Source organism: Micromonospora musae, from assembly GCF_003626635.1.
GTDB lineage: Bacteria > Actinomycetota > Actinomycetes > Mycobacteriales > Micromonosporaceae > Micromonospora > Micromonospora musae.
This window is the reverse complement of record NZ_RAZT01000005.1, coordinates 168,227-192,183: the sequence shown is the minus strand read 5'-3', so window position 1 is coordinate 192,183 and position 23,957 is coordinate 168,227. Positions and strand designations below refer to the sequence as shown.

Annotated in this window: 21 protein-coding genes; 8 read left to right on the top strand and 13 right to left on the bottom strand. The window is 73.3% G+C overall.

Annotated features, from left to right (window positions below; genetic code table 11):
- Positions 1-146: 146 nt before the first annotated feature.
- Entirely contained in the window at positions 147-1,160 is a 1,014-nt protein-coding gene (locus D7044_RS11675; RefSeq protein ID WP_120688847.1) for a YlbL family protein, read from the bottom strand.
- A 112-nt stretch (positions 1,161-1,272) separates the two neighbouring features.
- Here D7044_RS11675 and D7044_RS11670 point away from each other — a divergent pair, with 112 nt between their 5' ends.
- Complete coding sequence (locus D7044_RS11670) at positions 1,273-2,571, top strand: zinc-dependent metalloprotease (RefSeq protein ID WP_199716579.1); 1,299 nt, start codon at positions 1,273-1,275, stop codon at positions 2,569-2,571.
- Between the two features lie 98 nt (positions 2,572-2,669).
- Here D7044_RS11670 and D7044_RS11665 read toward each other — a convergent pair whose 3' ends face one another.
- Both D7044_RS11665 and D7044_RS11660 read right to left on the bottom strand, forming a co-directional pair.
- Complete coding sequence (locus tag D7044_RS11665) at positions 2,670-3,269, bottom strand: glycosyltransferase family protein (protein ID WP_120688846.1); 600 nt, start codon at positions 3,267-3,269, stop codon at positions 2,670-2,672.
- Positions 3,270-3,313: 44 nt separating this feature from the next.
- Positions 3,314-3,847 (bottom strand): M48 metallopeptidase family protein, encoded by a 534-nt coding sequence (locus D7044_RS11660; RefSeq protein WP_120679222.1) that lies wholly within the window; start codon positions 3,845-3,847, stop codon positions 3,314-3,316.
- Positions 3,848-4,374: 527 nt separating this feature from the next.
- Here D7044_RS11660 and D7044_RS32595 point away from each other — a divergent pair.
- From D7044_RS32595 to D7044_RS11650, 3 genes are all read left to right on the top strand, one after another.
- Entirely contained in the window at positions 4,375-4,542 is a 168-nt protein-coding gene (locus tag D7044_RS32595; protein WP_007072829.1) for a DUF5679 domain-containing protein, read from the top strand.
- A 216-nt stretch (positions 4,543-4,758) separates the two neighbouring features.
- Positions 4,759-5,811 carry a TOMM precursor leader peptide-binding protein gene (locus tag D7044_RS11655; protein WP_120679220.1) on the top strand — a complete coding sequence of 351 codons (1,053 nt, stop codon included), beginning with the start codon at positions 4,759-4,761 and terminating at the stop codon, positions 5,809-5,811.
- Positions 5,812-5,923: 112 nt separating this feature from the next.
- Positions 5,924-7,270, top strand: coding sequence for an ABC1 kinase family protein (locus tag D7044_RS11650; protein WP_120679218.1), 1,347 nt, complete (start codon positions 5,924-5,926; stop codon positions 7,268-7,270).
- 408 nt (positions 7,271-7,678) lie between these two features.
- Here the strand turns inward: D7044_RS11650 and D7044_RS11645 are convergent, their stop codons facing one another.
- From D7044_RS11645 to D7044_RS11635, 3 genes are all read right to left on the bottom strand, one after another.
- Complete coding sequence (locus tag D7044_RS11645; RefSeq protein ID WP_120679216.1) at positions 7,679-8,044, bottom strand: WhiB family transcriptional regulator; 366 nt, start codon at positions 8,042-8,044, stop codon at positions 7,679-7,681.
- A 133-nt stretch (positions 8,045-8,177) separates the two neighbouring features.
- Positions 8,178-8,432, bottom strand: a complete 255-nt coding sequence (locus D7044_RS11640) for a hypothetical protein (protein WP_120688930.1) — start codon at positions 8,430-8,432, stop codon at positions 8,178-8,180.
- A gap of 122 nt (positions 8,433-8,554) precedes the next feature.
- Positions 8,555-10,720 carry an ATP-dependent DNA helicase UvrD2 gene (locus tag D7044_RS11635; RefSeq protein ID WP_120679214.1) on the bottom strand — a complete coding sequence of 722 codons (2,166 nt, stop codon included), beginning with the start codon at positions 10,718-10,720 and terminating at the stop codon, positions 8,555-8,557.
- Positions 10,721-10,812: 92 nt separating this feature from the next.
- Between D7044_RS11635 and D7044_RS11630 the strand changes: the two genes are divergently transcribed.
- Positions 10,813-11,058, top strand: a complete 246-nt coding sequence (locus D7044_RS11630; protein ID WP_120679842.1) for a mycoredoxin — start codon at positions 10,813-10,815, stop codon at positions 11,056-11,058.
- A gap of 110 nt (positions 11,059-11,168) precedes the next feature.
- Here the strand turns inward: D7044_RS11630 and D7044_RS11625 are convergent, their stop codons facing one another.
- The gene (locus D7044_RS11625; RefSeq protein ID WP_120679212.1) at positions 11,169-12,572 is read right to left on the bottom strand and encodes an MFS transporter; all 1,404 of its coding nucleotides are present in this window, start codon (positions 12,570-12,572) and stop codon (positions 11,169-11,171) included.
- A 141-nt stretch (positions 12,573-12,713) separates the two neighbouring features.
- On the opposite strand from D7044_RS11625, the gene D7044_RS11620 reads away from it, so the two are divergent.
- From D7044_RS11620 to D7044_RS11610, 3 genes are all read left to right on the top strand, one after another.
- On the top strand, positions 12,714-13,694 hold the full coding sequence (locus tag D7044_RS11620; protein WP_120679211.1) for a helix-turn-helix domain-containing protein: 981 nt from the start codon (positions 12,714-12,716) through the stop codon (positions 13,692-13,694).
- Positions 13,695-13,763: 69 nt separating this feature from the next.
- A complete protein-coding gene (locus D7044_RS11615; protein ID WP_120679209.1) occupies positions 13,764-14,000 on the top strand; it encodes a DUF397 domain-containing protein in 237 nt (78 codons plus the stop codon).
- 219 nt (positions 14,001-14,219) lie between these two features.
- Positions 14,220-14,483 carry a hypothetical protein gene (locus D7044_RS11610; protein WP_120679207.1) on the top strand — a complete coding sequence of 88 codons (264 nt, stop codon included), beginning with the start codon at positions 14,220-14,222 and terminating at the stop codon, positions 14,481-14,483.
- 147 nt (positions 14,484-14,630) lie between these two features.
- Here D7044_RS11610 and nudC read toward each other — a convergent pair whose 3' ends face one another.
- From nudC to D7044_RS11580, 6 genes are all read right to left on the bottom strand, one after another.
- Positions 14,631-15,590 (bottom strand): NAD(+) diphosphatase, encoded by a 960-nt coding sequence (gene nudC / locus D7044_RS11605; protein ID WP_233563204.1) that lies wholly within the window; start codon positions 15,588-15,590, stop codon positions 14,631-14,633.
- Positions 15,591-15,645: 55 nt separating this feature from the next.
- A complete protein-coding gene (locus D7044_RS11600; RefSeq protein WP_120679205.1) occupies positions 15,646-17,004 on the bottom strand; it encodes a M16 family metallopeptidase in 1,359 nt (452 codons plus the stop codon).
- The gene (locus D7044_RS11595; RefSeq protein ID WP_120679203.1) at positions 17,001-18,311 is read right to left on the bottom strand and encodes a M16 family metallopeptidase; all 1,311 of its coding nucleotides are present in this window, start codon (positions 18,309-18,311) and stop codon (positions 17,001-17,003) included. Before D7044_RS11595 ends, D7044_RS11600 begins: the two co-directional genes overlap by 4 nt.
- Before the next feature lie 166 nt (positions 18,312-18,477).
- Positions 18,478-19,812: a DEAD/DEAH box helicase gene (locus D7044_RS11590; RefSeq protein WP_120679201.1), complete on the bottom strand. Its 1,335-nt coding sequence runs from the start codon at positions 19,810-19,812 to the stop codon at positions 18,478-18,480.
- A 192-nt stretch (positions 19,813-20,004) separates the two neighbouring features.
- A complete protein-coding gene (cspE, locus tag D7044_RS11585; protein ID WP_076466503.1) occupies positions 20,005-20,208 on the bottom strand; it encodes a transcription antiterminator/RNA stability regulator CspE in 204 nt (67 codons plus the stop codon).
- Positions 20,209-20,404: 196 nt separating this feature from the next.
- Complete coding sequence (locus D7044_RS11580) at positions 20,405-23,899, bottom strand: ATP-dependent helicase (protein ID WP_120688845.1); 3,495 nt, start codon at positions 23,897-23,899, stop codon at positions 20,405-20,407.
- Positions 23,900-23,957: the final 58 nt, after the last annotated feature.

The following is a 23,957-nucleotide window of genomic DNA, read 5'->3' as shown; positions in this document are numbered from 1 at the left end:
AGTACGGGGTGTTCCTGAATGCGGCGTCCCATGGTCGCGTTCGGCCGGTCACGGGGCGTCGGCGAAGCCCACCCGACCGGCTCCGCGGATCCGGCGGAGGCGGTCGGGCGGTGGCGCACCGCCGGGCTCGGCGGCTCAGCAGCGGCTCAGCAGCGGGTCGGCTGCCCCCCGGCGCGCAGCTTCTCGAGGGCGGTGAGCGCCTCGTCCAGTGATCCGACCCGGATCAGCGGCAGGTCGGGCTGCGGATTGCGGACGGCCTCGGCACAGTTGTCGGCCGGCACCAGGAAGACCTTCGCCCCGGCGTGCTTCGCGCCCACCAGCTTCTGGGCGATCCCGCCGATCGGGCCGACCTTCCCCTCGTCGTCGATGGTGCCGGTGCCCGCCACCACCGTGCCGCCGGTCAGGTCGGCCGGGGTCAGCTTGTCCACGATGCCGAGGGCGAACATCAGGCCGGCGCTCGGCCCGCCGATGTCCTCCAGGTCGATGTTGAGAGTGAACGGGTGCGGCTGCTTCTGCTCGACCTCGACCCCGATCCGCGGGTTGCCGTCCTGCTCACGGCTGGTGATCCGCGCGGTGGCCGGAGCTCCGTCCCGGGTGTAACCGATGGTCAGCGCGCTGCCCGCGCGCTTGGCGCGGATCAGCTCGGTGAGCCGGGCGGCGACCGGCACCGGCTGGCCGTCGACCGAGGTCAGGACGTCGCCGGGGGCCAGCATCCCGACCGACGGGCCGCCGGCGGTCACCGCCTTCACCACCACCTGCACCGGGAAGCCCAACTCCCGCAGCGCGGCGGTCTCGGCGCTGGTCTGCGACGCCGCGAAGTCCTCGGCGTTGCGCTTCTCGACCTGCTGCTGCGACTCCCCGGGCGGGTAGATCAACTCGCGGGGCACCACCGCCTCGTCCTTCGAGAACCAGCCGGCGATGGCCGACCGGAGCTTGACCGAGGGTTGGACGCCGACCGTGGTCAGCCGCAGCTGCCCGGCCGAGGTGGAGGTCGCCCGTCCGGAGACCTGGATGACGTCCTTTCCGTTCTCCGCACCCAGCGTGTTGACGGTCGGGCCGGGACCGAGCACCACGTACGGGATCGGCGCCCCGAGCACCCCGATGCTGAGCAGGGCCGTGAACAGGGCACCGAGCAGGACGGTCAGGCCGCGACGTCTCATGCGGCAGAGCGTACCGACCGCCACGGATCGGCCGACCGCAGCGCGGAGGACTTCGCCCTAAGCGCAACGCCAGCGGCGCTACCTGGGGCGCAGCGCGCGTACCGTAGACCTCGTGCCTGATATTCCGTTCGGTTTCGCGCTACCGGGTGGGCAACCACCAGACCCCAACGACCCCGCGCAGATGCAGCAGTTCATGGCGCAGCTGCAGCAGCTCTTCTCCGCGCCGGGCAGCGGGCCGGTCAACTGGGACCTCGCCCGGCAGGTGGCCGCCAGCCAGCTCGCCGCCGCCGGCGACCCGGCGGTCTCGCCGTACGAGCGAAACGCCGTGGAGGAGGCGCTGCGCCTGGCCGACCTCTGGCTCGAGCCCGCCTCGGCCCTGCCGTCCGGCATCCAGACCTCGCTGGCCTGGAACCGCAACGAGTGGATCTACAAGACGCTGGACGTGTGGCGGAAGCTCTGCGACCCGGTGGCCAGCCGGATGGTCGGCGCGATGGGTGACCTGGTGCCGCCGGAGGCCCGCGCCCAGCTCGGCCCGATGCAGTCGATGGTCGCCACCCTCGGCGGGGCCCTGTTCGGGGGCCAGCTGGGTCAGGCGCTCGGCTCGCTCGCCGCCGAGGTGCTCTCGGCCGGCGACATCGGGCTGCCGCTCGGCCCGGCCGGCACGGCCGCGCTCATCCCCGCCAACATCAAGGCGTACGGCGAGGGCCTGGAGCTGCCGGAGGACGAGGTACGCCTCTACGTGGCCCTGCGCGAGGCCGCCCACCAGCGGCTCTTCCAGCACGTCCCGTGGCTGCGCGGGCACGTGCTCAACGCCGTCGAGACGTACGCCGCGGGCATCCGGGTGAACCGGGAGGCGATCGAGGAGGCGATGGGTCGGGTCGACCCGACCGACCCGGAGTCGATGCAGGCGATCGCCCTGGAGGGGATCTTCACCCCGGAGGACAGCCCGGCGCAGAAGGCGTCGCTGGCCCGCCTGGAGACCGCGTTGGCGCTGGTCGAGGGGTGGGTCTGCCACGTGGTGGACAGCGCCGCCGGCGGCCGGTTGCCGAACGTCGTGCGCCTCGCCGAGGCGTTCCGCCGTCGCCGTGCGGCCGGTGGGCCCGCCGAGCAGACCTTCGCCGCCCTGGTCGGCCTGGAGCTGCGTCCGCGCCGGCTGCGGGAGGCGGCCGCGCTCTGGGCGGCGCTCACCGAGCACCGCGGCATCGCCGGGCGGGACGCCCTCTGGGGCCACCCCGACCTGCTCCCCTCCGAGGACGACTTCGCCGATCCGGTGGCGTTCGCGATGGCCGAGTTCGACGTCATCGGCGAGCTGGAGAACTTCGACTTCACCGCTCCCGGCGGGCCGCACGAGGAGACGCCCGGCGAGTCGGAGCGGCGCGGCGACGAGGGCGACGACGACAAGCGTTCCTGACCTCACCCGTTGGGCCGAGTTCCACCGACCCGGGTTCCGGTGCCGACCAGCGGTCGGCACCGGCCACGATCGTGCCCCGCATCCTTGCCCGGGTCGGGTCAGCCGGCGGTGCCCGAGAGCAGGGCGCGGGTGGCCTCCCAGCCCTCCAGGGCCGGGTCGAGCGTGGCCAGGTCGGCCGGGCCGCGGAGCCGGCGCCACGCCGGCGTCACCGAGAGGTCGCCGGGGCGTGGGGCGGCGGCGCGGATCTCCGTCGGCGTCGTCCGGTCCAGGTCCAGCGACGGAAGCCACGACGGTACGGGCAGCCGCACGGCGACGCCGAGCAGCCCCGGGCCGGCGCCCTCGGCCGGTGCCACCGCGGCGGGGCGACTGGTCAGTGGGCGGAGCAGCTTGCCGATGGTGAGCGCGGGCAGGTCCGGGGCGTCGGCCACGAGCACGGCGGCCTGGTCGTACCCGGAGAGCGCCGCGAACACGGCGTTCGGCGTCGGCTCGGGCACCTCGTGGACGGCCATGTCCGGCCAGGTGACCGCGTCGGCGAGCCACCGGTCGTCGGGGGTGACCGCCACCGCGGTGTCGACCTCGGTCAACGTGGCGAGCAGGTCGACGGTGTCCTCGGCGAGGGCGGTACGCCAGCGGGCCGGATCGACCCCCGGGGGCGTCCAGGGCACCGGCCCGAGCAATGCGACGACGACCCGAACCATCCCCCGACCCTAGACCCGCTCCCGCCGGTGCGGGCGGCCCGGGGTCACTCGGTCAGGGCGGGGACGGCGACGGCCGCGGCGATGCCCTCCAGGTAGCCCCGGGCCCGCTCCGACTTGGGGTAGCGGGCGACCAGGGCCCAGAAGGCGGCGTTGTGGCTCGGCACGATCAGGTGCGCCAGTTCGTGCAGCAGCACATAGTCGATCACCCAGTCCGGCATCTCCTGCACCCGGTGCGAGATGCGGATCGTCCGGTCGGCGGGGGTGCAGGAGCCCCAGCGGCCGTTCTGGTTGGTGACCCACCGAACGCTGGCCGGGACGGCCTGCGCACCGTGGTCGGAGAGGTAGGCGTCGAGCAGCCGGGTGGCCCGGGCAGCCAGCTCGGCGTCGGAGCGGGCCAGTCGCCCCTCGCGGGCGGCGAGCCGGGCGAGCATGCGGTCGACCCATTCGCTCTCCTCGGCCCGGGAGAACTGGTCGGGAATCAGCACGACGACCCGCTCACCGTCGCGGTAGGCGGACACCGTACGTCGTCGGCGCTGGCTGCGCCGTACCTCGACGACCGGCTTGCGCGCCCCTGCCATCAGAGACCCGCGCAGCCTCGATTTGCTGCCACGAGGGAAAGCTACTGCCTAGTGACCAGGGGTACGCAAGGGTCAACCCTCCGACACGCGCCCGGAAGATGGTGATTGGTCGCCAGGAGTCCTGAAAAATTTCTTGCCGGGGTGTCGAAGGACACCCGGTCACCCACCGTGGCGGCCCGAGATACCCATCAGCTGGGTAGGGGCGCGCCCCTGCCCACGGTAAGTGATCAACCGGTGCACCCGGCGCGCGGGGGCGCTTCGAAGGGCTGTCTGTGCGGGTTCGGTCGGCGTGTCCCCGCCAAACTGACTTATCCGACCTAATTCGCCGTGCACACTCTCGTGGTCGGCTTCCTCACAGTGTCGACGCGCAGCTGACATGGAACCGCCCAGACCTGGGTAGGGTCCGCGGACCAGCGGCCACGCGGGTGGCCGTGGGAGTTAGACCCAGCGCCGGCGCCGCTCACGGCCCGCCGCCGGGAAACCCGCCGGAACCGGTACCGGCCGGCGGACGAGACGAGGAGGGCACCGTGGCCGACCAGGCCCAGACCTACAACGGTTACTGCGTCAAGTGCAAGGAGAAGAGGGACTTCGAGGGACACATCGAGGTCTCGAAGACCGGGATGAACATGGCCAAGGGCAAGTGTCCGGTGTGCGGCACAACAGTGAACCGCATCCTGGGCAAGGCGAAGGTCTGACCCGATCAGCGACGGGCGAGGGGTGGCTCTCCAACGGGTCACCCCCGCCCGCGCTTGCCGGCCGGGCTGACCCGCCGGCAGCGTGTCGGGTGGCCGACACCGCACCCGGAGGCCTGTGGATAACTCCGGAAGTCCTGTGGACAGCCCTGGACAGGGCACCCCACACCTGTGGACAACGATCGACGTAACGCACGGACGCGGTGACGATTCGTTGCCATGACCCGTGCCGTACTCCCCCGCCCCACGCTGCTTCCCGGCCTCACCCGGCTCTGGCGTGACCGGCACACGCTTCAGCTCGGCGTCGGGCCGGAGCACGCCGTCCTGCTCGAGATCGCCGACCCGCGCGCCGCCCGCCTGCTGGATCTGCTCGACGGCACCCGCAGCGAACGTGGCGTGCTGACGCACCCGCTCGCCACCGAGCTCGGCGCCGAGCCGGCGCGTACGCTCCTCGACACCCTGCGCGCCGCCGGTCTGCTCGTACCGGGACACACCCTGTTGCCGCGTGACCTGGCCGGACCGACGCGGGCCCGGCTCGGCGCGGAGGCCGGCGCGCTCGCTCTCGCCGCCGCCCGGCTGCCGGCCACGCCCGCCCAGCTGCTCCGGCGCCGGCTGAGCGCCCGGGTGCTGGTGACCGGTGCCGGTCGACTCGGTGCCGCGGTGGCCGTGGCGCTCGCCCAGGCCGGCGTCGGGCAGGTCAGCGCGGAACTCGCGGGTCCGGTGCGCCCGGCCGACCTGGCGGGCACCGGCATCCCCGCGGCGGAGCTCGGACGTCCGCTCGCCGCCGCCGTGCGGGAGGCGATCGCCCGCACCGCCCCCGGCGCCGCCGGCCCGACGGGTCGACGCGGCCCGGTCGACCTGGTGGTGCAGCTCGGCACGGACCGTCCGGCCGCTCTCATCGCGGCCGGGTACGCCCAGCGCCGCCAGCCGCACCTGCTCGTCACGCTCCGGGAGGGGGTGCCGGTGATCGGGCCGCTGGTGCGGCCCCCGGTCGGACCCTGCCTGAACTGCGTCGACCTGCACCGCACCGACCGGGATCCGGACTGGCCCCGGCTCGCCGCCCAACTCGCCGGCGAGGAGCCCCTTCCCGCGGGCGCGACCGCGACCCTGCTCGCCGCGGCCGGGTTCGCCACCGCGGAGGCGCTGGCCCAGCTCGACGGCGGTACGCCCGAGACGCTGGGTGGCGCGGTCGAGGTCGCCGGTCCGGGCAGGCTCCGGCGCCGCGACTGGCCGCCCCACCCCTCCTGCCGGTGCTCGCGAAGAGGCCGTTGACCACCCCGCCGCCTGCCCCCGACGACCCGTCTTCGACCTGTCGTCCGGAACGAACGACGGGTGACAGGGCGCTCAGCAGCCGCGCGCCCGTCGAGTCGGTAACAATGACCGGGTGACCGACATCCCACGCCGGGCTGTGTCCCGGACCGCCAAGCTCGCCGCACTGCCGCTCGGCTTCGCCGGCCGGACCGTCCTCGGCATGGGAAAGCGCGTCACCGGTCTCGCCTCCGATGTGATCTCCGCGGAGATCCAGCAGCGCACCGCCGAGCAGCTCTTCAGCGTCCTGGGCCAGCTCAAGGGCGGGGCGATGAAGTTCGGGCAGGCGCTCTCCGTCTTCGAGGCGGCACTGCCGGAGGAGATCGCCGCCCCCTACCGGCAGGCGCTGACCAAGCTCCAGGAGGCGGCGCCGCCGCTCCCCGTCGCCAGCGTGCACAAGGTGCTGACCGAGCAGCTCGGCCCGGACTGGCGGGACCGCTTCGTCGAGTTCAACGACACCCCGGCCGCGGCGGCCAGCATCGGGCAGGTGCACCGCGCGATCTGGCGGGATCCGGGGTACGGCCCGTCGGGCGAGCCGAAGCAGCGTGACGTGGCCGTCAAGATCCAGTATCCGGGCGCCGGGGACGCACTGCTCGCGGACCTCAAGCAGCTCTCCCGACTCGGCGGGATGTTCCGGGCGATCCAGCCCGGCCTCGACGTCAAGCCGCTCCTGGTGGAGCTGCGGGAGCGGATCACCGAGGAGCTCGACTACGAGCTCGAGGCCGAGTCGCAGCGCGCCTTCGCGGCCGCGTACGCCGACGATCCGGACATCTACATCCCCGCCGTGGTCTCGGCCGCGCCGCGGGTGCTCATCACCGAGTGGGTCGAGGGCACGCCGCTCTCCGTGATCATTCGGGAGGGCACCGAGGAGCAGCGGGACGAGGCGGGCCGGCTGATGGCCGAGCTGCACCTCTCCGCGCCGATGCGGGCCGGGCTGCTGCACGCCGACCCGCACCCGGGTAACTTCCGGCTCCTGCCCGACGGCCGCCTCGGCGTGATCGACTTCGGCGCGGTGGCCCGGATGCCGGACGGCACCCCGGAGCCGATCGGCCGTCTCGCCGGCCTGGCGCTGCGGGGCGAGGCGGACGCCGTCGTGGCGGGGCTGCGGGCGGAGGGCTTCGTCAGCGAGGCCGAGGAGATCGACGCGCAGGCGGTGCTGGAATATCTGCGGCCCATGCTGGAGCCGGTGGCCGCCGACGAGTTCCGGTTCAGCCGGGCCTGGCTGCGGGGCGAGGCCGCCCGGTTGGCCAGCCCACGCTCCCCCGCCTACCAGCTGGGGCGTCAGCTCAACCTGCCCCCGTCGTACCTGCTCATCCACCGGGTGACCCTCGGCTCGATCGGGGTGCTCTGCCAGTTGGAGGCCAAGGCGCCGTACCGGCGCATCCTCGAACGCTGGCTGCCCGGCTTCGCGCCGGTCGGCTGAGCCGCCGCTCCTCGCCGCGACCGCCGGGACACGAGCCGCCGCTCCCCGGGAAGCGCGGGCCCGCCCCGTCGAGCAGGACGGCCCCGCCTCGTCCGGGGGCTCAGCGCCACCTCGCCCGGCTACGCCGCGGGGCGGGCGGCCGGAGTTCCGGCCACCCGCCCCGCGGATCGGTGGTGTCAGCGAATGCCCAGGTCGCGTGCCGACTGTCGGCGGCTGTTCATGGCGACGGTGAGGGCGGAACGGGTTGCCTCAGTGCTCGTGGTGTTGCCGGCCTGAGGCCGGCGCATTCGGGCCCTGGACAACGCTTCGTGAAGTAGTTGCATCTCAACTCCGTTGGGTACGTGCAGCATGTCGTTTCCAGTCGTCGCCGGAGCTGTACCGGCGTGGTTGGTTCGGATCGGGTTCATGTCAGGCCGCCAGCCGGACCGCGTTACGCCCCTGGGACAGCCCACTGGCCGCCAGGCGCGCCTCGGCCTCGACCCGGAGCGCGGCGTCACGGGCGACGTCCTCCTTGCGCGGACGGCCACGGGGCCGCTTGCGCGGGACGACCGCGCCACGCTCGAAGATCTCGCCACCCCAGACGCCCCAGGGCTCGGCACGCTCGACCGCGCCGGCGAGGCACTCGACGCGCAGCGGGCAGTCCCCGCAGAGCGACTTGGCAAGCTCGAGCTCGGCGGGCGCGTCGGAGAACCACAGGTCGGGGTCGAACTTCCGGCAGGGCAGGTTCGCCTCCAACTCGACGTCCAGGTCGAGCGGAGCCAGTGCCAGACTCATCGCCCGGTCACCTCTCTCTCATTTCGATCTCGTGGATCGCTACTTCCGACTAGGTGGGCGGAGCAAAAAACTGAGGCCGCGGATCCCGGTTTACGGGTTCCGCGGCCTCGAGGTGAGCCGGTCGGTCTGTTGATCAGACCGGTCTACCTCGAGGTGGAACGCCGCGGACATCGGTGCGCTTCGCGACACCATCGATGCCCATGCCCGTGAAGCCACTGGTCCCCCGGAGTCCGTTCGGCGCAGCGGCGAGGATCAGCTCGGCCTGAGCCTCGACCTGGTGCACCTGTGGGACCGACGGTCGCTTGACCGCGGAAGCCACCCGGACAGCCGACAGCGGAGCGCAGGCAGCCGGCATCGCCGCCAGACGCTCATAGGTGAAGATCTTCACGGGTGCCACCTCCCTCACGTTCCTCGAATCGACTGGGACAACCCCCGTGAGCAGCCCGAACTGCGCCGCTCGCGAGGTGTGCACTGAGGCTATTCCTCGCCCGAGGGGGAGGGCAAACGAATTTACGGCTCGATTTCGAAAGTTTTCTCGGGGCAGACGTCGTCGACCGCCGCGCCGCCCACCAGCGCCAGTACCGATTCGCCGTAGAGGCCCAGTTTGCGTGGGCCGATGCCGGCGATGGCGATCAGATCCTCGGGGCGACCCGGCCGCCGCTCGGCCAGCGCCGTCAGGGTGGCGTCGGTGAAGACCACGTAGGCCGGGACCCGCTGGTCACCGGCGACCCGCCGCCGCCACTCGCACAGCCGCTCGTGCAGCTCCTCGTCGATGTCGGACGGGCAGGTCGCGCACCGTCCCAGCTTCCGCTCCGGACCGGCGAGCAGCGTCGCGCCACAGATCCGGCAGGAGACGATCTGCGTCCGCCGCCGCTCCGGCCGGGGCGTCGTGCTCGTGCCGCGGGCCCGCTCGCCACCGCCGCCGGAGCGGTCGAGCTGGGGCAGGAAACGCGACGGCCGCCGGGCCCGCCCACCCGGCGAGCGGGCCACCGCGTACGACAGCCAGAGCCACTCCCGCGCGCGGGTGACCCCCACGTAGAGCAGCCGGCGCTCCTCCTCGACCTGCTCGGCCGTCTTCGCGTACGTGGTGGGCAGGGTGCCCTCGGAGAGCCCGACGAGGAAGACCGCGTCCCACTCCAACCCCTTCGCCGAGTGCAGCGAGGCCAGGGTCACCCCGTCGAGGGTGGGCACGTGTTGCTGGCTCGCCCGGCGGTGCAGCTCGTCGGTGAACTCGGCCAGCGTCACCGCCCGCTCGACGGTCGCCGCCTCGCCGATCGGCAGGACGGTGGGGGTCGCCGCGTACTCCTCGGCGAGCTGGACCAGCGCGGCGAGCGCCTCCCAGCGTTCCCGGGCGGCGCCACCGGCCGGCGGCGTCTCCGGCGACCAGCCCACGGCCGCGAGCGCCTCGACCACGGCCGCCGGGAGCGGGGTCTCCCCCGGGATGGAGCGGGTGGCGGCGCGCAGGGCGACCATCGCCTGCCGCACCTCGGCCCGCTCGAAGAACCGCTCCGCCCCCTGCACCACGTACGGCACCTCGGCCTCGGTGAGCGCCTTCTCGTACGCCTCGGACTGCGCGTTGGTGCGGAACAGCACGGCGATCTCCCGGGCGGGGGTGCCGGCGTCGATGAGCGCCCGGGCCCGCGCCGCCACCGCGTTCGCCTCGGCCGGCTCGTCGGTGAAGATCCGCAGCTCCGGTTCGGGGCCGGGCGGACGCTGCCCGCTCAGCTCCAGCCGGAGCCGGGCCTCGGCCCCCCGGGCCTGGGAGATCACGGCGTTGGCCAGCCCGACGACCTGCGGCGTGGACCGGTAGTCCCGGACCAGCCGGACGACCACCGCGTCCCGGTGGCGGCGCGGGAAGTCGACCAGGTACGACGAGGTGGCCCCGGTGAAGGAGTAGATGGTCTGGCTCGCGTCCCCCACCACGGTCAGGTCGTTGCGCCCGCCGAGCCAGGCCTCCAGCAGCCGCTGCTGGAGCGGGTTGACGTCCTGGTACTCGTCGACCACGAAGTGCCGGTACTGCGCGCGCACCTGCTCGGCGACGTCGGCGTGCTCCTCGATCCCCCAGACCGCCGCGCGCAGCATGTCCTCGAAGTCGATCACGCCGTTGCCACGCTTGATCTTCTCGTAGGCGGCGAACACCTCGGCGACCTTCGCCGGCTCGTGCGGGGTGTCCCGCAGCGCCTTCGCCGCCGCCACCATGTACTCGCCGGGCTCGACGAGTGACGACTTGGCCCACTCGATCTCGCCGGCCAGGTCCCGGGCGGCGGCCCGGTCGGTACGCAGACCCACCCGGGCCGCAGCGAGCGTGACGAGCCGGACCTTGCTGTCCAGCAGCTCCGGCATGGCCCGCCCGTCGAGCAGCCGGGGCGCGAAGTAGCGCACCTGGCGCAACGCGGCCGCATGGAAGGTGCGCGCCTGGACACCGCTCACCCCGAGCTGGGTGAGCCGGCTCCGCATCTCGGCGGCGGCGCGGGCGGTGAAGGTGACGGCGAGCACGTGCCGGCCGGAGATCTCACCGGTGAGTGCCCGGTGGGCGATCCGCGAGGTGACCGCCCGGGTCTTTCCGGTGCCCGCGCCGGCCAGGATGCAGACCGGCCCGGCCGGCGCGGTCACCGCGCCGCGCTGCTCGGGATCCAGCCCGGCGAGCACCCGTTCCGCGTCAGAGTGAACCGCCACAGCAAGGAATTCTCGCAGCAACCCCGGATGTTGCAGTGGATAGCCTCGGCTTGATCGGCAAGCCGACGGCGGAGCAGCGGGAGGAATTGACCATGCTGACGATGTACTCCACCTCGTGGTGCGGTTACTGCCACCGACTGAAGTCCCAGCTGGACCGGGAGGGCATCGGGTACGAGGTGGTCGACATCGAGCGGGACCCCCAGGCCGCGGAGTTCGTGATGAGCGTCAACGGCGGCAACCAGACCGTTCCGACGCTTCGCTTCGCCGACGGCAGCGCGCTCACCAACCCGTCGATCAACCAGGTCAAGCAGCACCTCGCGACCATCGTGACCGCCTGATCATCCAGTAGTCCCCCGAGAGGCGGCCGCCCGGACGGGCGGCCGCCTCTCCCCGTCCCCACCCCAACCCCAACCCACCCCGGCCCCGGCTCGGCCCGGTGATCATGGAGTTATCGGCCACGGCGTCGGCGTGTCGCGCCGATAACTTCATGATCACCGTTCGGGGAGCCGGGGGCGGTCGGGGAGGAGCCGGGGGCGGACGGGCGGCGCGGGGACGGGATCCGCGCTGTTCGGTGGGGAGGCTCGGTCGGCGGGGTGAGGTGCCGGGAGCGCCAGAGGTAGCCGCCGGCCAGCAGGGTGACCAGACCGGTCAGCAGGAAGAGCAGCCGGTAGTCGACGGCGCCGACGAGCAGCGCGCCGACGCCGATCGAGAGAGCCTGCGGCCCGCTGACCACCGCCTCGGAGGCGGCCGTGACCCGGCCGAGCAGCGGCGGTGGGGTACGGCGTTGGATGAGCGTGTTCAGCCCCACCATGGTCAGCGGGATCGAGACCCCGGCCAGCAGCACCGCCGCCACCCCGAGCCGGAGATCGGGGTAGGCCAGCGCCAGCGCGGCCGGCCCGAAGAAGGCCACCCCGGTCGCGAGGGTGCCCACCTCGCCGAGCCGGCGTACCGCGCCGGGTGAGCAGAGCCCACCGACCAGCCCGCCGACGCCCTGCACGGTGACCAGCACCCCGACGAACGCGGCGTCCCGGCGGAGCCCCTGGTCGACGTACGCGAAGATCAGCGACTCGGTGAAGCCCATCACGAGCGAGCCGAGCGCGTAGCCGAAGAGCGCCCGACGCAACGCGGGTTCGCCGGCCAGGTGCCGCAGGCCGGCACTCACCTCGGCCGGCCAGCGCGGTCCCGGTCGCGCGGGCGGCTCCTCCCGGGTCCGCAGCATGCCCACCACGGCGGCTGCCGTCACGAACCCGAGAACGCCGACTCCGGCCAGCGCCGGGCCGCCGATCGCGGCGTAGAGGCCGGCGCCGGCGAGCGGTCCGATCAGTCGCAACCCCTGTCGTACGGTCTGCAGCACGCCGTTCGCCTCGGCCAGCAGCTCGATCGGGACCAGTTGCCGGATCAGCCCGCTGAGCGCGGCGCTGAGCGCGAGGTACGAGAGTCCGTACAGGGCGGCCACCGCGTACACGATCCACACGTCGTCGCGCTCCCGTACGCAGAAGAGTGGGGTCAGCAGCACCGCGGTCACCAGGTTCGCCACCACGAAGAACTGTCGTCGCGGGTACCGGTCGACGAACCACCCGACCAGTGGCGCCAACGTCATCGGCGCGATGACCGCGAAGATCGTGGCACCGGCCATGCCGTCCGAGCCGGTGAGGTCCTTGACCCAGATGGCGAGCGCGAGCAGCAGGATGGACTCCGCGCTCATGCTCGCCAGCAGCCCGCAGAAGAGCAGGCGGAACTCGGGTCGGCGCAGGACGTGGCGCATTGTTCCTCCGGGGCGACGGTGGCGCGCCGCACTGGGCGCGCTCTCGGGGCGGCGTGGGCGGTCCGGACGCCGTGGTGGGGCGGCCACACGTTCCACGGTCCTCTTTTCTGCAAGACACGCCCTCGCCGGTACGTCCGACACCGGCCGCGCCGTCCATACTGACCGTGGGGGGCGAACTTCATACAGTTACCGTCGCGTCTGCGGCGGTCGATGGGAAAGAGGACACTCTTGCCTCCTGCCTCACCCAGCCCGATCCTGCGCCGCCGCAGGCTCGGCACAGAGCTGCGCCGACTGCGCGAGACGGCGGGTCTCACCGGAGACCAGGTCATCGAGCGGATCGGTTGGGCATCAGCGTCCAAACTGTCCCGCCTGGAGAACGGACGCAGCCGGCCGGACCCGGAGGACGTCCGGACCCTGCTCGACCTCTACCGCGCCGACGAGTCGCTCCGTGCCGAGCTGCTCGGCATCACGCTTGAGGCCGGCGACATGCGCGGCTGGTTGAAGAACTTCCCGGTCATGACCCAGCAGCAGCGGAGCTTCGCCGAGCTGGAGGCGGGCTGCGTCGGCATCTCCGAGTACAACCCGGTGCTCGTCCCCGGCCTGTTGCAGACGGCCGGCTACGCAGGTGTGCGGATCGTCTCGGCCCAGCAGGTCGCCGACCAGGCCGGCGATCCGGAGCCGACGGAGGAGACCGAGACCGAGGTGCAGGCCCGCCTCGCCCGGCAGTCACTGCTCACCCGGGAGTACGACCCACCCCGCTACACGGCGGTCATCGAGGAGGCGGCGCTCGGCCACCGGGCCGGCCCGCCGGAGGTGCTGTACGAGCAGCTGGTCCAGCTGTGCGAGCTGGCGCTGCTGCCGAACGTGACCCTGCACGTGCTGCTCCGCGAGACCCGGGTCGGCGACTGGTACCTCCCGCCGACCGCGTTCTCCCTCTATCGGTTCGCCGATCCGCTCGATCCGGAGACGGTCGCCATCGAAGGTGGCTTCACCGACGTCATGTCGACCGACGCAAAAACACTGAATCGCTATAAAGTGGTGTTCGAGTGGCTATGCACGGCGGCACTTCCCGCCTCGGACACCCTCGCTTGGCTGATCGAGGCGACGGGACGGCTGACCGGGGCAGACTCCCCGTCCACAGTGGCGTACGGGCCGGCAACGGCGCCGGTCCAACGCCGCCGGCAGCCGGGGCGACTGACGGACCGGTGATCCACGGGGGACCGCCCGTCGGCGCGTGCGCCACTCGTCCCATCGGAGCGGTTCGAATGGAGCAGAACCATGAACGAGATCCGCAACAACCCGTCCGTCCCCGCCCGACTGCTGGCGGACGCCCCGTGGCGCAAGAGCACCCGCAGCCAGACCTCCAACTGCGTGGAGGTCGCCCCGGTCGGCGGTCCCGCCGCCATCGCGCTGCGGGACAGCAAGGATCCGCAGGGCCCCGTGCTGTTGTTCAACCGCGCCGGTTGGCTCGGCTTCATCGCGGGAGCGAAAGAAGGCCAGTTCGATCTGAACTGAGCTGGTTGACGGGACAGGGCCGCCGGCACGGATGCCGGCGGCCCTGTCGCATTCCCGACCCGACCCGATCCACCGCTGACCAGGCATCCCCTGATCGGACGACGCGCCGAATCAATCGTCGAGTTTCACTTGCTGGGACGAACACGGCGCGTAACATGACGAGTGAGTGACGTGGAACTTCCACACCGGCTCACCAGTCGCGGTTCATCGGAGACCCCCATGCGGTTCCTGATCGTTCGCACCGACATCCGCACCGTCGCCGACGGGGAGATCGCGGCCGCCTGGGCCGGCGGCCACCGGTTGCGGGACGAGACGACCGCGCCCGAGCCACGCCGGCAGGTCGTCCACGCCGAAGACCGAGAGGCCGCAATGCACCTGGCCCGCGCCCTGGCCTCGGTGGGCGCGGTCCGCGCCGGCCGGCAACGGATCAAGGTCCTGCCGCTCGGTGAACCCCTACCCGCCTACCGCAGCCGACAGACATGAGGCGTCCGTCGTGGCCGGACCGGCTCCCCCGCCGCGTTCCTCGCCCACCGACCACGACGGTCCGTGTTCCCGGCCCGTGACCGCCGCGGCAACGACGGTCACGGGCCGGGACCGCATCCGGCATCGCCGCGCCGACGGCTTCCGCGTTCAGCGCGCCTCGTCCACCCAGCCGTCCAGCCAGCGGTGGATCAGGAACAACGCGATCGACGCGGGCGGCGGCAGCACCAGTTGCGCGCCCCCGCCCACGTCCACCGTCCGGCCGGCCAGCGCCGCGCCGATCTCCGCCCGGGTGAACCAGCGGGCGTACGCGATCTCGGTGGGGTCGATCCGCACCGGATCCTCCGGGTCGGCGGTGGCCAGGAAGCCCAGCATCAGCGAACCGGGGAACGGCCAGGCCTGGCTACCGACGTACACGATGTTCCCGACCTCGACGCCGACCTCCTCGCGGACCTCGCGCAGCACGGCGGCCTCCGCCGACTCCCCCGGCTCGATGTAGCCGGCGAGGCAGGAGAAGCGCCGCTGCCCGGGGCTGCTCGGCCAGGCGGCGTTGTTGCCCAACAGGCACCGCCCCGCGAGGCCCGGCTCCCCGTCGTGCACCAGCACGATCATGGCCGGGTCGGTGCGCGGCCAGACCCGATCGCCGTCGCGGTCGATGCGGGACCAACCCGCCTCGTCCATCTCGGTCGGCGAGCCGCTGGCCGACGAGTAGCCGTGCCGGATGTGCCAGTTGAGCAGCGCCAACGCCGTGGTGAAGAGGCCGGCGTCCCGGTCGGTGAGCAGATGCCCGACGTCGCGCAGGCCGACGGTCCGGGTGCCGACCACCTCCGGCAGCGGAATGTCCACCGCGAAGACGGGCAGCCCGTCCTGCTCGACCCCGAGGAACATCGCGGCCGCCTCGCTCCCCGCCGGCAGCTCGTCGGCGCGGAAGAGCACCAGCGCCGGCGGGTTCGCGTCCGTACGCACCAGCGTCCGACCCTCCGCCGTGGAGTCCAACGCCAGCACCCGGCCCCGCAGCCACGCCTCGGCCAGCCAGGCCCGATCCGTACGGTGGTGCGCGGCCCGGTCCAGCGTGGCGCGGGCCAGCGGTGGAGCCGCCTCCCCGCTCACGCCGCCGCCTCCCCTCGACCGGCGACGGCGTGCGGTTCTGCCGCGCTGCGCTCGCTCATGCCGTCTCGATCGGAGTGAGCGCGGCCAGCGACGGGGCGATCCGTTCGGCGTCACCGAGCACCATGGTGACCGCGTTCGCCGGGGCGAGGTAGCGGGCCGCGGCCTCCGCGACATCCGCCACCGTCGCCTTGGCCAGGCGTGCGGCGTGCTCGGCCAGGAAATCGAGCCGCAGGTCGTTGCCCGCGTACGCGCTGACGAGGGCGGCCAGGCCGGCCTGGGTGGACATGCCGAGCTGAAGGGTGCCGAGCGCGTACTGGCGGGCCTGCTCCAGCTCCTCCTCCTTGACCGGCAGCGAGGCGAGCCGACCCAGCTCGTACACCGTCTCCAGCAGTGCCGGAGCGGTCACCTCGGTGGCCACCTCGGCGCCGGCGACCAGCACCGAACCGGCCACCGAGTGCTCGACCACCGAGTGCGGGCCGTACGTGTAGCCCTTGTCCTCGCGGATGTTCTCGACCCACCGGGAGGAGAAGTAGCCGCCGAAGATCAGGTTGGCCAGTTGCAGCGCCGCGTGGTCCGGGTGGGTGCGGGGCACCGCCGGCAGCGCGACCCGCAGCGACGACTGCACCGACCCCGGCCGGTCGACCAGCAGCAGCGGGCCCGGCTCCAACGGCGGGGCGGGCGGCAGCTCGGCCGGCTGCCCGTCGCCCTTCCAACCGGAGAGCGCCTCCTCGGCGGCCTCCAGCGCGCGGTCGGGTTGCACGTCGCCGACGAGCACCAGCACCGCACCGGCCGGGTGTACCCGCTCGCCGTGCAGGCGGCGCAGGACGGGCGGCCGGACCGCGCGGACCTGATCGGGCTCCGGGGTCTGCACCGCGTACGGGTGCCGGCCGTAGATCCGCTTGAGCAGCGCCGTCCGGGCCAGGTGGGCGGGCTGGCTCTGGGCGACCTGGATCCGGTCGACCAGCCGGTCCCGCTCGATCTCCACCCAGTCACCCGGATAGGTGGCCCCGGTAAGGACGTCGGCGAGCAGCTCCAGCATCCGGCCCAGGCCGGTGACGAGGCTCGCCCCGGAGAGCATGAGCCGGTCCGGATCGACCCCGGCGGCGAGACCACCGCCGACCTTCTGCAGCTCGGCGGCGATCTGCGTCGCGGTGTGGGTCTCCGTGCCGGAGAGGATGGTCTGCGCGAGCATCGCCCCGCGGGCCAGGTGCGTACGCCCGAAGGGCACCCAGAGCCGCAGCTCCACGAGGGGCACCGCCGGCCGGCGCACCGCGATCACGGTGAGGCCGTTGGCCAGCGTGCGCTCCGCCTGCTTCGGCAGTTTGAGCTTGCGGTTGGGGCCGAGCGGCGGCAGGGTCCGCGGCGCGGGCTCGACGGTCGCCGTCACGTTCTCCTTCTTCGTTCGCGCGTTCATCGGGCACCGCCGGCGACGACCTCGATGGTGGCTCGACGCTCCGGCCGCAGGGTGGCCGCGGCGGAACGCACCTGCTCGTCGGTGACCTCACCGACGAGCCGGGGCAGGTCGTTGAGCAGGCCCGGCTCGGCACGCTGCTGCTCAAGCACCGCCATCCGCAGCGCCCGGCCGAGCACCGCGTCGGTGTCGCGCAGCAGGTGGGTGGCCATCCGGGCCTGGGTACGGGCCAACTCCCCCTCGGACAGCCCGTCGGTGGCGAGCCGGTCCAGCTCCTCGTCGACGGTGCGCAGCACCTTCTCCACGTCCCCGCCCGGCGGCAGGTGAGCCTGGAGCAGCAGCGCCGTCGGGTCGCGTACGTCGAACGGGTCGCCCATGAAGCCGAGGTAGCCACCGACGCTGGTGACCGTCCGGTCCCGCTGCACCAGCCGCTCGACCAGCCGGGAGGCGTCGCCGTCGGTGAGCACCTCGGCCAGCACCACGTACGGCAGGTAGCCGAGGAAGTCGCTGTGCGGGTCGGGTACCCGCCAGGCGCTGGCGACCGCCGGCAGCGGGGCGAGCTTGTCGGTGTAGGAGGTGCGCCGCTCGGCGGTCAGGTCGGGCTCGGTGAAGTCGGGACGCTGCGGGGCGGGGCGGGCCGGCACGTCGCCGAAGTGCCGCTCGATGAGCGTGGTCGCCTCGGCCACGTCGAGGTCGCCGCTGACCGCAAGTACCGCGTTGCCGCTGGCGTAGTAGCGCCGGAAGAAGTCCGCCGCGTCGGCGACGGTGGCCGACTCCAGATCGTCGAAGGAGCCGTAGCCGTCATGCGCGTTGGGGAAGGTGTCGAACATGACCGGTGGCAGGGTCAGCCAGGGGAACCCGCCGTACGGCCGGTTCAGCACGTTGACCCGGATCTCCTCCTTGACCACGTCCACCTGGTTGCGCAGGTTCTCCTCGGTCAACCGGGGACCACGCATCCGGTCGGCCTCGAGGAAGAGCGCGCGCTCGAGCGCATTGCTGGGGAGGGTCTCGAAGTAGTCGGTGTAGTCGAGGTGGGTGGAGCCGTTGAAGGTGCCGCCGGCGCCCTGCACGTGCCGGAAGTGGGCCAGCTTCTCCAGGTTCTCCGAGCCCTGGAACATGAGGTGCTCGAAGAGGTGGGCGAAGCCGGTGCGTCCCTCCGGTTCGGAGCGGATGCCGACGTCGTAGACGACGGCGACCCCGATGACCGGGGCGCTCCGATCCGGGGTGAGGACCACCCGCAGGCCGTTGTCGAGCTTGAACCGCTCGACTGGATATTTGGTCGCTGGAATTCTCGATCTCCGCGCCGCCACGTGACCGACCCTAGCGCGTCGGCACCTCCGCCACCTGTGACCTTCGACAGCCGCCGCGACCGGGGTATCCCACCATCTCGACGGGTGGGCCGCGGCCGCGACGCCGGTTCGCCGACCTGCCACCGGACGGCCGCGATTCGACCGTCGGGCGGTGGATCGGCAGGTGTCAGGCCCGGCGGGGACGGCGGGGGCGACGTGACCGCCCCGACGCACGGTGCGTGGGCCGGCCCACCTGTGATCCGCCCTCGTCGGTCGCCCCGTCCGTCGCCCGTACCGACGCGGGACGGGCCGCCCGCACGGGTGCCGGCGGCGCGATCGTCACCGGCACACCGGAGGGCTCCCGCGCCCCGGTCAGCCGGGCCAGCGCGTCGTCACCGGAGCGCACCTGGACGGACTCGGGGCGGATGCCGGCCGTCGCCATGAGACGGGAGACGTCCCGCCGCTGCTCCGGCACGACCAGGGTCACCACCCGGCCGGGCTGCCCGGCGCGAGCCGTACGGCCGCCCCGGTGCAGGTAGTCCTTGGCCTCGGTGGGCGGATCCACGTTGACCACCAGATCCAGCCCGTCGACGTGGATGCCCCGGGCCGCCACGTCGGTGGCGACCAGGGTGGTCACCAGCCCGGTGCGGAACTGCTCCAGGATGCGGGTCCGTTGCGGCTGCGACTTGCCGCCGTGCAGGGCCGCGGCGCGTACGCCCCTGGCCAGCAGCTGGCGGGCGAGCCGGTCGGCCCGGTGCTTGGTGCCGAGGAAGAGGATGGTGCGCCCCTCGCGGGCGGCGATCCGGGTGACCGCGGCCGTCTTCTCCATCGGGTCGACGTGCAGCACGTGGTGGCTCATCGCGGTGACCGTGGCGGTCCCCGGGTCGACCGAGTGCGACACCGGGTCGCTCAGGAAACGGCGGACCAGTCGGTCCACGCCGCCGTCGAGCGTGGCGGAGAAGAGCATCCGCTGCCCGTCCGGAGCGACCTGCTCCAGCAGCTTCGTGACCTGCGGCAGGAAGCCCATGTCGGCCATCTGGTCGGCCTCGTCGAGCACCGTGACCTGGACCTGGTCGAGGCGGGCGTCGCCGCGGTTGATCAGGTCGTGCAGCCGGCCGGGGGTGGCCACCAGCACCTCCACCCCGGCGCGCAGCGCGTCCGCCTGCCGCTGCAGCGACAGTCCGCCGACCACCGTCGCGCAGCGCAGCCCGACCGCACGGGCGTACGGGGAGAGCGCCGTGGTCACCTGCTGGGCCAGTTCGCGGGTCGGCACCAGCACCAGCGCCAGCGGACGGCCCGGACGGGCCCGCCGGCCGGCGGTCCGGTGCAGCAGCGCGAGCCCGAAGGCGAGGGTCTTGCCGGAGCCGGTACGACCCCGGCCGAGCACGTCCCGGCCGGCGAGCGAGTCGGGCAGGGTGGCGGACTGGATGGGGAACGGCTCGGCGATGCCCTGTGCCGACAACGCGGCGAGCAGGGCCGGAGCCAGGCCGGTACCGGCGAACGACGGAATGACGTCAGTCATGAGAAAGCCTTCCTCGAGGCGGCACGTGTCGAGGAAGGCGCCGGGGTGGCGCTGTCGCCGGTGCGGCGGAGCCGCCGGCGGTCGCAAGCACGAACCGAGTGGGGTACAGGTCGGCCCGCCGCCGTGCGGCGGCGGGCCGACTCGTCACTGCGCCCCGAAGAGCGCGGTGGGTGGTACGGAGTTACCCGACGATCAGAGCGGGCGGATGTTGGCCGCCTGCGGGCCCTTCTGGCCCTGCGTCACCTCGAACTCGACCCGCTGGTTCTCGTCCAGGCTCCGGTAGCCGGAGGACTGGATCGCCGAGAAGTGCGCGAAGACGTCGGCGCCGCCGTCGTCCGGGGTGATGAACCCGAAGCCCTTGTCAGCGTTGAACCACTTGACCGTGCCAATTGCCATGTTTCGTCTCCTTGACGGAACGTCGAACCCGCACCTGCTGCGGGCCCGGGAGCACTCGCGTGAATCACGTCGAGCACCTGTCGCTGCTGGTCGCCCCGCCCGGAGAACTCCGGACACAACAAAGTGCGCCTGGGGTCACGATCCACCAGGCGCACACAGAGTCTCTGGTAACCAAAACTGCAACAGCTCCAACCTATCACGGATGGACGCGCGATGTGTCGGCTTCTGCCGAGTCGGGCACGGCGGCGATCAGGTCGGTCAACCCGGCCACGTCGAGCAGGTCCGCCGGACGGACGGTCACCCCGTCCCGTACGTAGTGGAACGCCGCGCCAACCCGGTCGACCGGAACCCCGGCCAGCTCCGCCCAGGCCAGCCGGTAGACGGCCAACTGCACGGCGGCGGCCTCCGCCGCCGCGCCGGTCGGCTGCGCGCCGGTCTTCCAGTCCACCACGTCGTACCGGCCGCCGGGACGGCCGAAGACCGCGTCCATCCGCCCCCGGACCACCACCCCGGCGATCACCGTGGCGAACGGCACCTCCACCTCGACCGGCACCCGTTCGGCCCACTCGCTCGCCAGGAAGCGCTCCTGCAACTCGGCGAGCGCCTCGTCCGGCGCGGCGTCCGCGTCGGCCGCACCCGGCAACTCGTCCAGGTCGAGCAGCCGGTCCGCACCGAACCGCTGCTCCAGCCAGGTGTGGAAGGCGGTGCCCCGCCGGGCGTACGGGTTGGGTTCGGAGGGCACCGGACGGCGCAGCGTACGGGCCAGCCCGTGCGGGTCGCGACGCAGCGCCACCAACTGGGTGACGCTCAGCTGACCGGGCAACGCCACCTCGACCGCGCCCGTGGCCCGGGTCAGCTCGGCCCGCTCGGTCAGCAGCAGATCGACCTCCTGCCGCCAGCGCGCCACCTCCGGGTCGTCCGCCACCGGATCCGGCCCGGCGTCGCCCCCGGCCCGCGCGCCCTGCCGCACCTCGGCCGGCGCGCCGTCGAGCGCCTCCCGGACGGGGGCCGGTTCGTCGTCCGGCGACTCGTGCGGATCGCCCGCCGCCGCGTCGACCTCCGGTCCCCCGGTCAGGAACCGCCGGACCATCGCCGCGGCCTCGGTCAGCGCCGGGCGGCGCGCGCCCAACGGATCGGCCGGCCACTCCGCCCGGAGCACCACCTCGGTGGTCGGATTTCCCGCGTCCGGCGCCGGCTCGGAGACCCAGACGTCGACCAGGTGCCCGGACCCGCCCTCCGCGCAGGCGTCCTGCACCTCCTGCAGAAACACCGACGGGCCACGGGCCCGCTTGGTCCCCTCCCCCCACCAGTAGCCGGAGCAGAGCAGCAGCCGGCGGGGACGGGTCACGGCGACGTACGCCAGCCGCCGCTCCTCCCGCTCGTCGTGCGCCCGCCAGTCGTCGGTGAAGTCGGTCAACGCCCGGGCCACCCCGCGCTGGTCGGTCACCTCGCCGAGGTCCAACCGGGGCAGGCCGTCGGCGTCGCCGCGCAGCGGGAACGGCAGCACGCCCAGCCCGCCGAGCCAGTGGTCGGAGTTGCGGACCAGCCCCGGCCAGACGCCGCGGGTCAGGCCGGCGACCGCCACCACGTCCCACTCCAGGCCCTTCGCCGAGTGCGCGGTGAGCACCTGCACCGCGCCCTCGACGACCTCCACCTCGCCCGGGGTGAGGCCCCGCTCCTCGTCCTCCGCGGCGGCCAGGTAGGCGAGGAACGCCGAGAGCGTCGCGCCCGGTGTCTCGCCGCTGAACCTCGCCGCCACGTCACCGAGCGCGTCCAGGTGACCGCGGGCCAGGCCGGCGTCGCCCGTGCCGTCCCGGCCGGCCCGGACCGCCACCTCCACGTCCAGGCCGACGGTCCGCTCGATGTCCGCGATCAGATCGGGCAGCGACTGGTCCAGCCGGTAGCGGAGCAACGCCAACTCCCGGCCGTACGCGCGCAGCCGCGCGAAGCCCTCCGCCGAGTACGCCTGCGCCGGGCCGAGGTCGGCCAGCGCCTCGACGAGCGTCGCCTCGTCGAGCTGATCCGGAGTGATCTCGGGCAGATCGTCGGTGGCGAGCTGACGCCGAGCCACGGCGATGGCGCGTGCCCGGCGGTGCAGGGCCACCAGGTCACGCGGCCCGATCCGCCAGCGCGCGCCGGTGAGCAGGCGCAGCAGCGCCGCGCCGTCGGTCGGGTCGGCCAGCACCCGCAGCGTGCAGACCACGTCCCGCACCTCCGGGGTGTCCAGCAGACCGCCCAGGCCCACCACCTCGACCGGCAGCCCCCGCTCCCGCAGCGCCGACTCGATCGCCGGGATCTGGCTGCGTACCCGGACCAGCACGGCGGTCGTCGGCCGCAGCGGCACCGGAATGTGCTCGGGCAGCGCGTCGGGCATCCGGGCCGCGCCCCGCCAGGCGGCCAGCACACTGTCGGCGATCCACGCCGCCTCGTCGGCGTACGTCTCGAGCAGCGCGCAGTGCACGGTGCCGCCGGCCGCGCCGCGGGGGCTGCGATGCGGAATCGGATCGCGAACGGTCTGCGCGGCGTGCAGCTCCGGCACCCGCGCGCCCGCCGCCCGCAACGGCGTGGCCAGCGCGTTCGCCACCCCGAGGATCTCCGGTCGGTTACGCCAACTGGTGGTCAGGCCGAGCGCGGGGGCGGGCGTGCCGTCGCGGCGGGCGAACTCGGCGGGGAACCGGTCCAGGGTGCCCGCCGACGCCCCCCGCCAGCCGTAGATCGACTGACACGGGTCACCGACAGCGGTCACCGGGTGCCCGCCGCCGAAGAGGGCGCCGAGGAGCACCACCTGGGCGTGGCTGGTGTCCTGGTACTCGTCGAGCAGCACCACCCGGTAGCGGTCCCGCTCGATCGCGCCGACCCCCGGGTGGTCCCGGGCCACCCGGGCCGCCCGGGCCAGCTGGTCGGCGAAGTCCATCGCCTCGAAGTCCTCCTTGCGCCGGGCGTACGCCCGCACCAGCGGAAGCAACTTCAGGCGGGTCTGCTGGAGCTGGAGCGCCTTGCGCACGTCGGCGTAGACCCGGCCGGAGCTGGCCTGCACCTCCGCGAAGAACCGGCCCGTCCAGGCGGCCAGCTCGTCCGGGCCCACCAGGTGCTCGTCCAGCTCACCGGCGAGCGCCAGCACCGCGTCGGTGATGGTGCTCGGCATCCGGTCCACCTCGGACATGTCGCCGTCGAAGTTGCGTACCAGCAGGTCCACCAGCTGCCAGCGGGACGCCTCGGTGAGCAGCCGGGTGGACGGCTCGTAGCCGGCGCGCAGGCCGTGCTCCGTGACGATCCGCCCGGCGTACGAGTGGTAGGTGGCGATGGTCGGCTCGCCGGCGAGCGGATCGTCCAGCGAGTCCCGCTGCCGCCGGCCGAGCCGCCGGATCAGCTGGTCGAGTCGGGTACGGACGCGGTGCGCCAGCTCCCCGGCGGCCTTGCGGGTGAAGGTCAGCCCGAGCACCTGCTCGGGACGGACGTACGAGTTGGCCACCAGCCAGACCACCCGGGCGGCCATCGTCTCCGTCTTGCCGGAGCCGGCTCCCGCGACCACCAGCAGCGGCTCCACCGGCGCGGCGATGATCGCCGCCTGCTCCCGGGTGGGTGCCGGCAGCCGCAGCAGGCGGGCCAGCTCGACCGGGGTGTAGCGGGGTCCGGCGTCGGCCACCCGGGGCGCCGGGGTCGCGGCGCCGAAGAGGGCGGGTTGGGTCACGGCGACACCTCGGTTCGCGGCTCGGGGCCAGTCGGGCCACTCCTCGCGCTCACGCTCG

Excerpts from the sequence above, each read along its gene's own strand:
- D7044_RS11675 (WP_120688847.1), bottom strand. The coding sequence starts at position 1,160 with ATGAGACGTCGCGGCCTGACCGTCCTGCTCGGTGCCCTGTTCACGGCC.
- D7044_RS11665 (WP_120688846.1), bottom strand. The coding sequence starts at position 3,269 with ATGGTTCGGGTCGTCGTCGCATTGCTCGGGCCGGTGCCCTGGACGCCC.
- D7044_RS11660 (WP_120679222.1), bottom strand. The coding sequence starts at position 3,847 with ATGGCAGGGGCGCGCAAGCCGGTCGTCGAGGTACGGCGCAGCCAGCGC.
- D7044_RS11655 (WP_120679220.1), top strand. The coding sequence starts at position 4,759 with ATGACCCGTGCCGTACTCCCCCGCCCCACGCTGCTTCCCGGCCTCACC.
- D7044_RS11645 (WP_120679216.1), bottom strand. The coding sequence starts at position 8,044 with ATGAGTCTGGCACTGGCTCCGCTCGACCTGGACGTCGAGTTGGAGGCG.
- D7044_RS11630 (WP_120679842.1), top strand. The coding sequence starts at position 10,813 with ATGCTGACGATGTACTCCACCTCGTGGTGCGGTTACTGCCACCGACTG.
- D7044_RS11615 (WP_120679209.1), top strand. The coding sequence starts at position 13,764 with ATGAACGAGATCCGCAACAACCCGTCCGTCCCCGCCCGACTGCTGGCG.
- D7044_RS11610 (WP_120679207.1), top strand. The coding sequence starts at position 14,220 with ATGCGGTTCCTGATCGTTCGCACCGACATCCGCACCGTCGCCGACGGG.
- D7044_RS11600 (WP_120679205.1), bottom strand. The coding sequence starts at position 17,004 with ATGAACGCGCGAACGAAGAAGGAGAACGTGACGGCGACCGTCGAGCCC.
- D7044_RS11590 (WP_120679201.1), bottom strand. The coding sequence starts at position 19,812 with ATGACTGACGTCATTCCGTCGTTCGCCGGTACCGGCCTGGCTCCGGCC.
- cspE (WP_076466503.1), bottom strand. The coding sequence starts at position 20,208 with ATGGCAATTGGCACGGTCAAGTGGTTCAACGCTGACAAGGGCTTCGGG.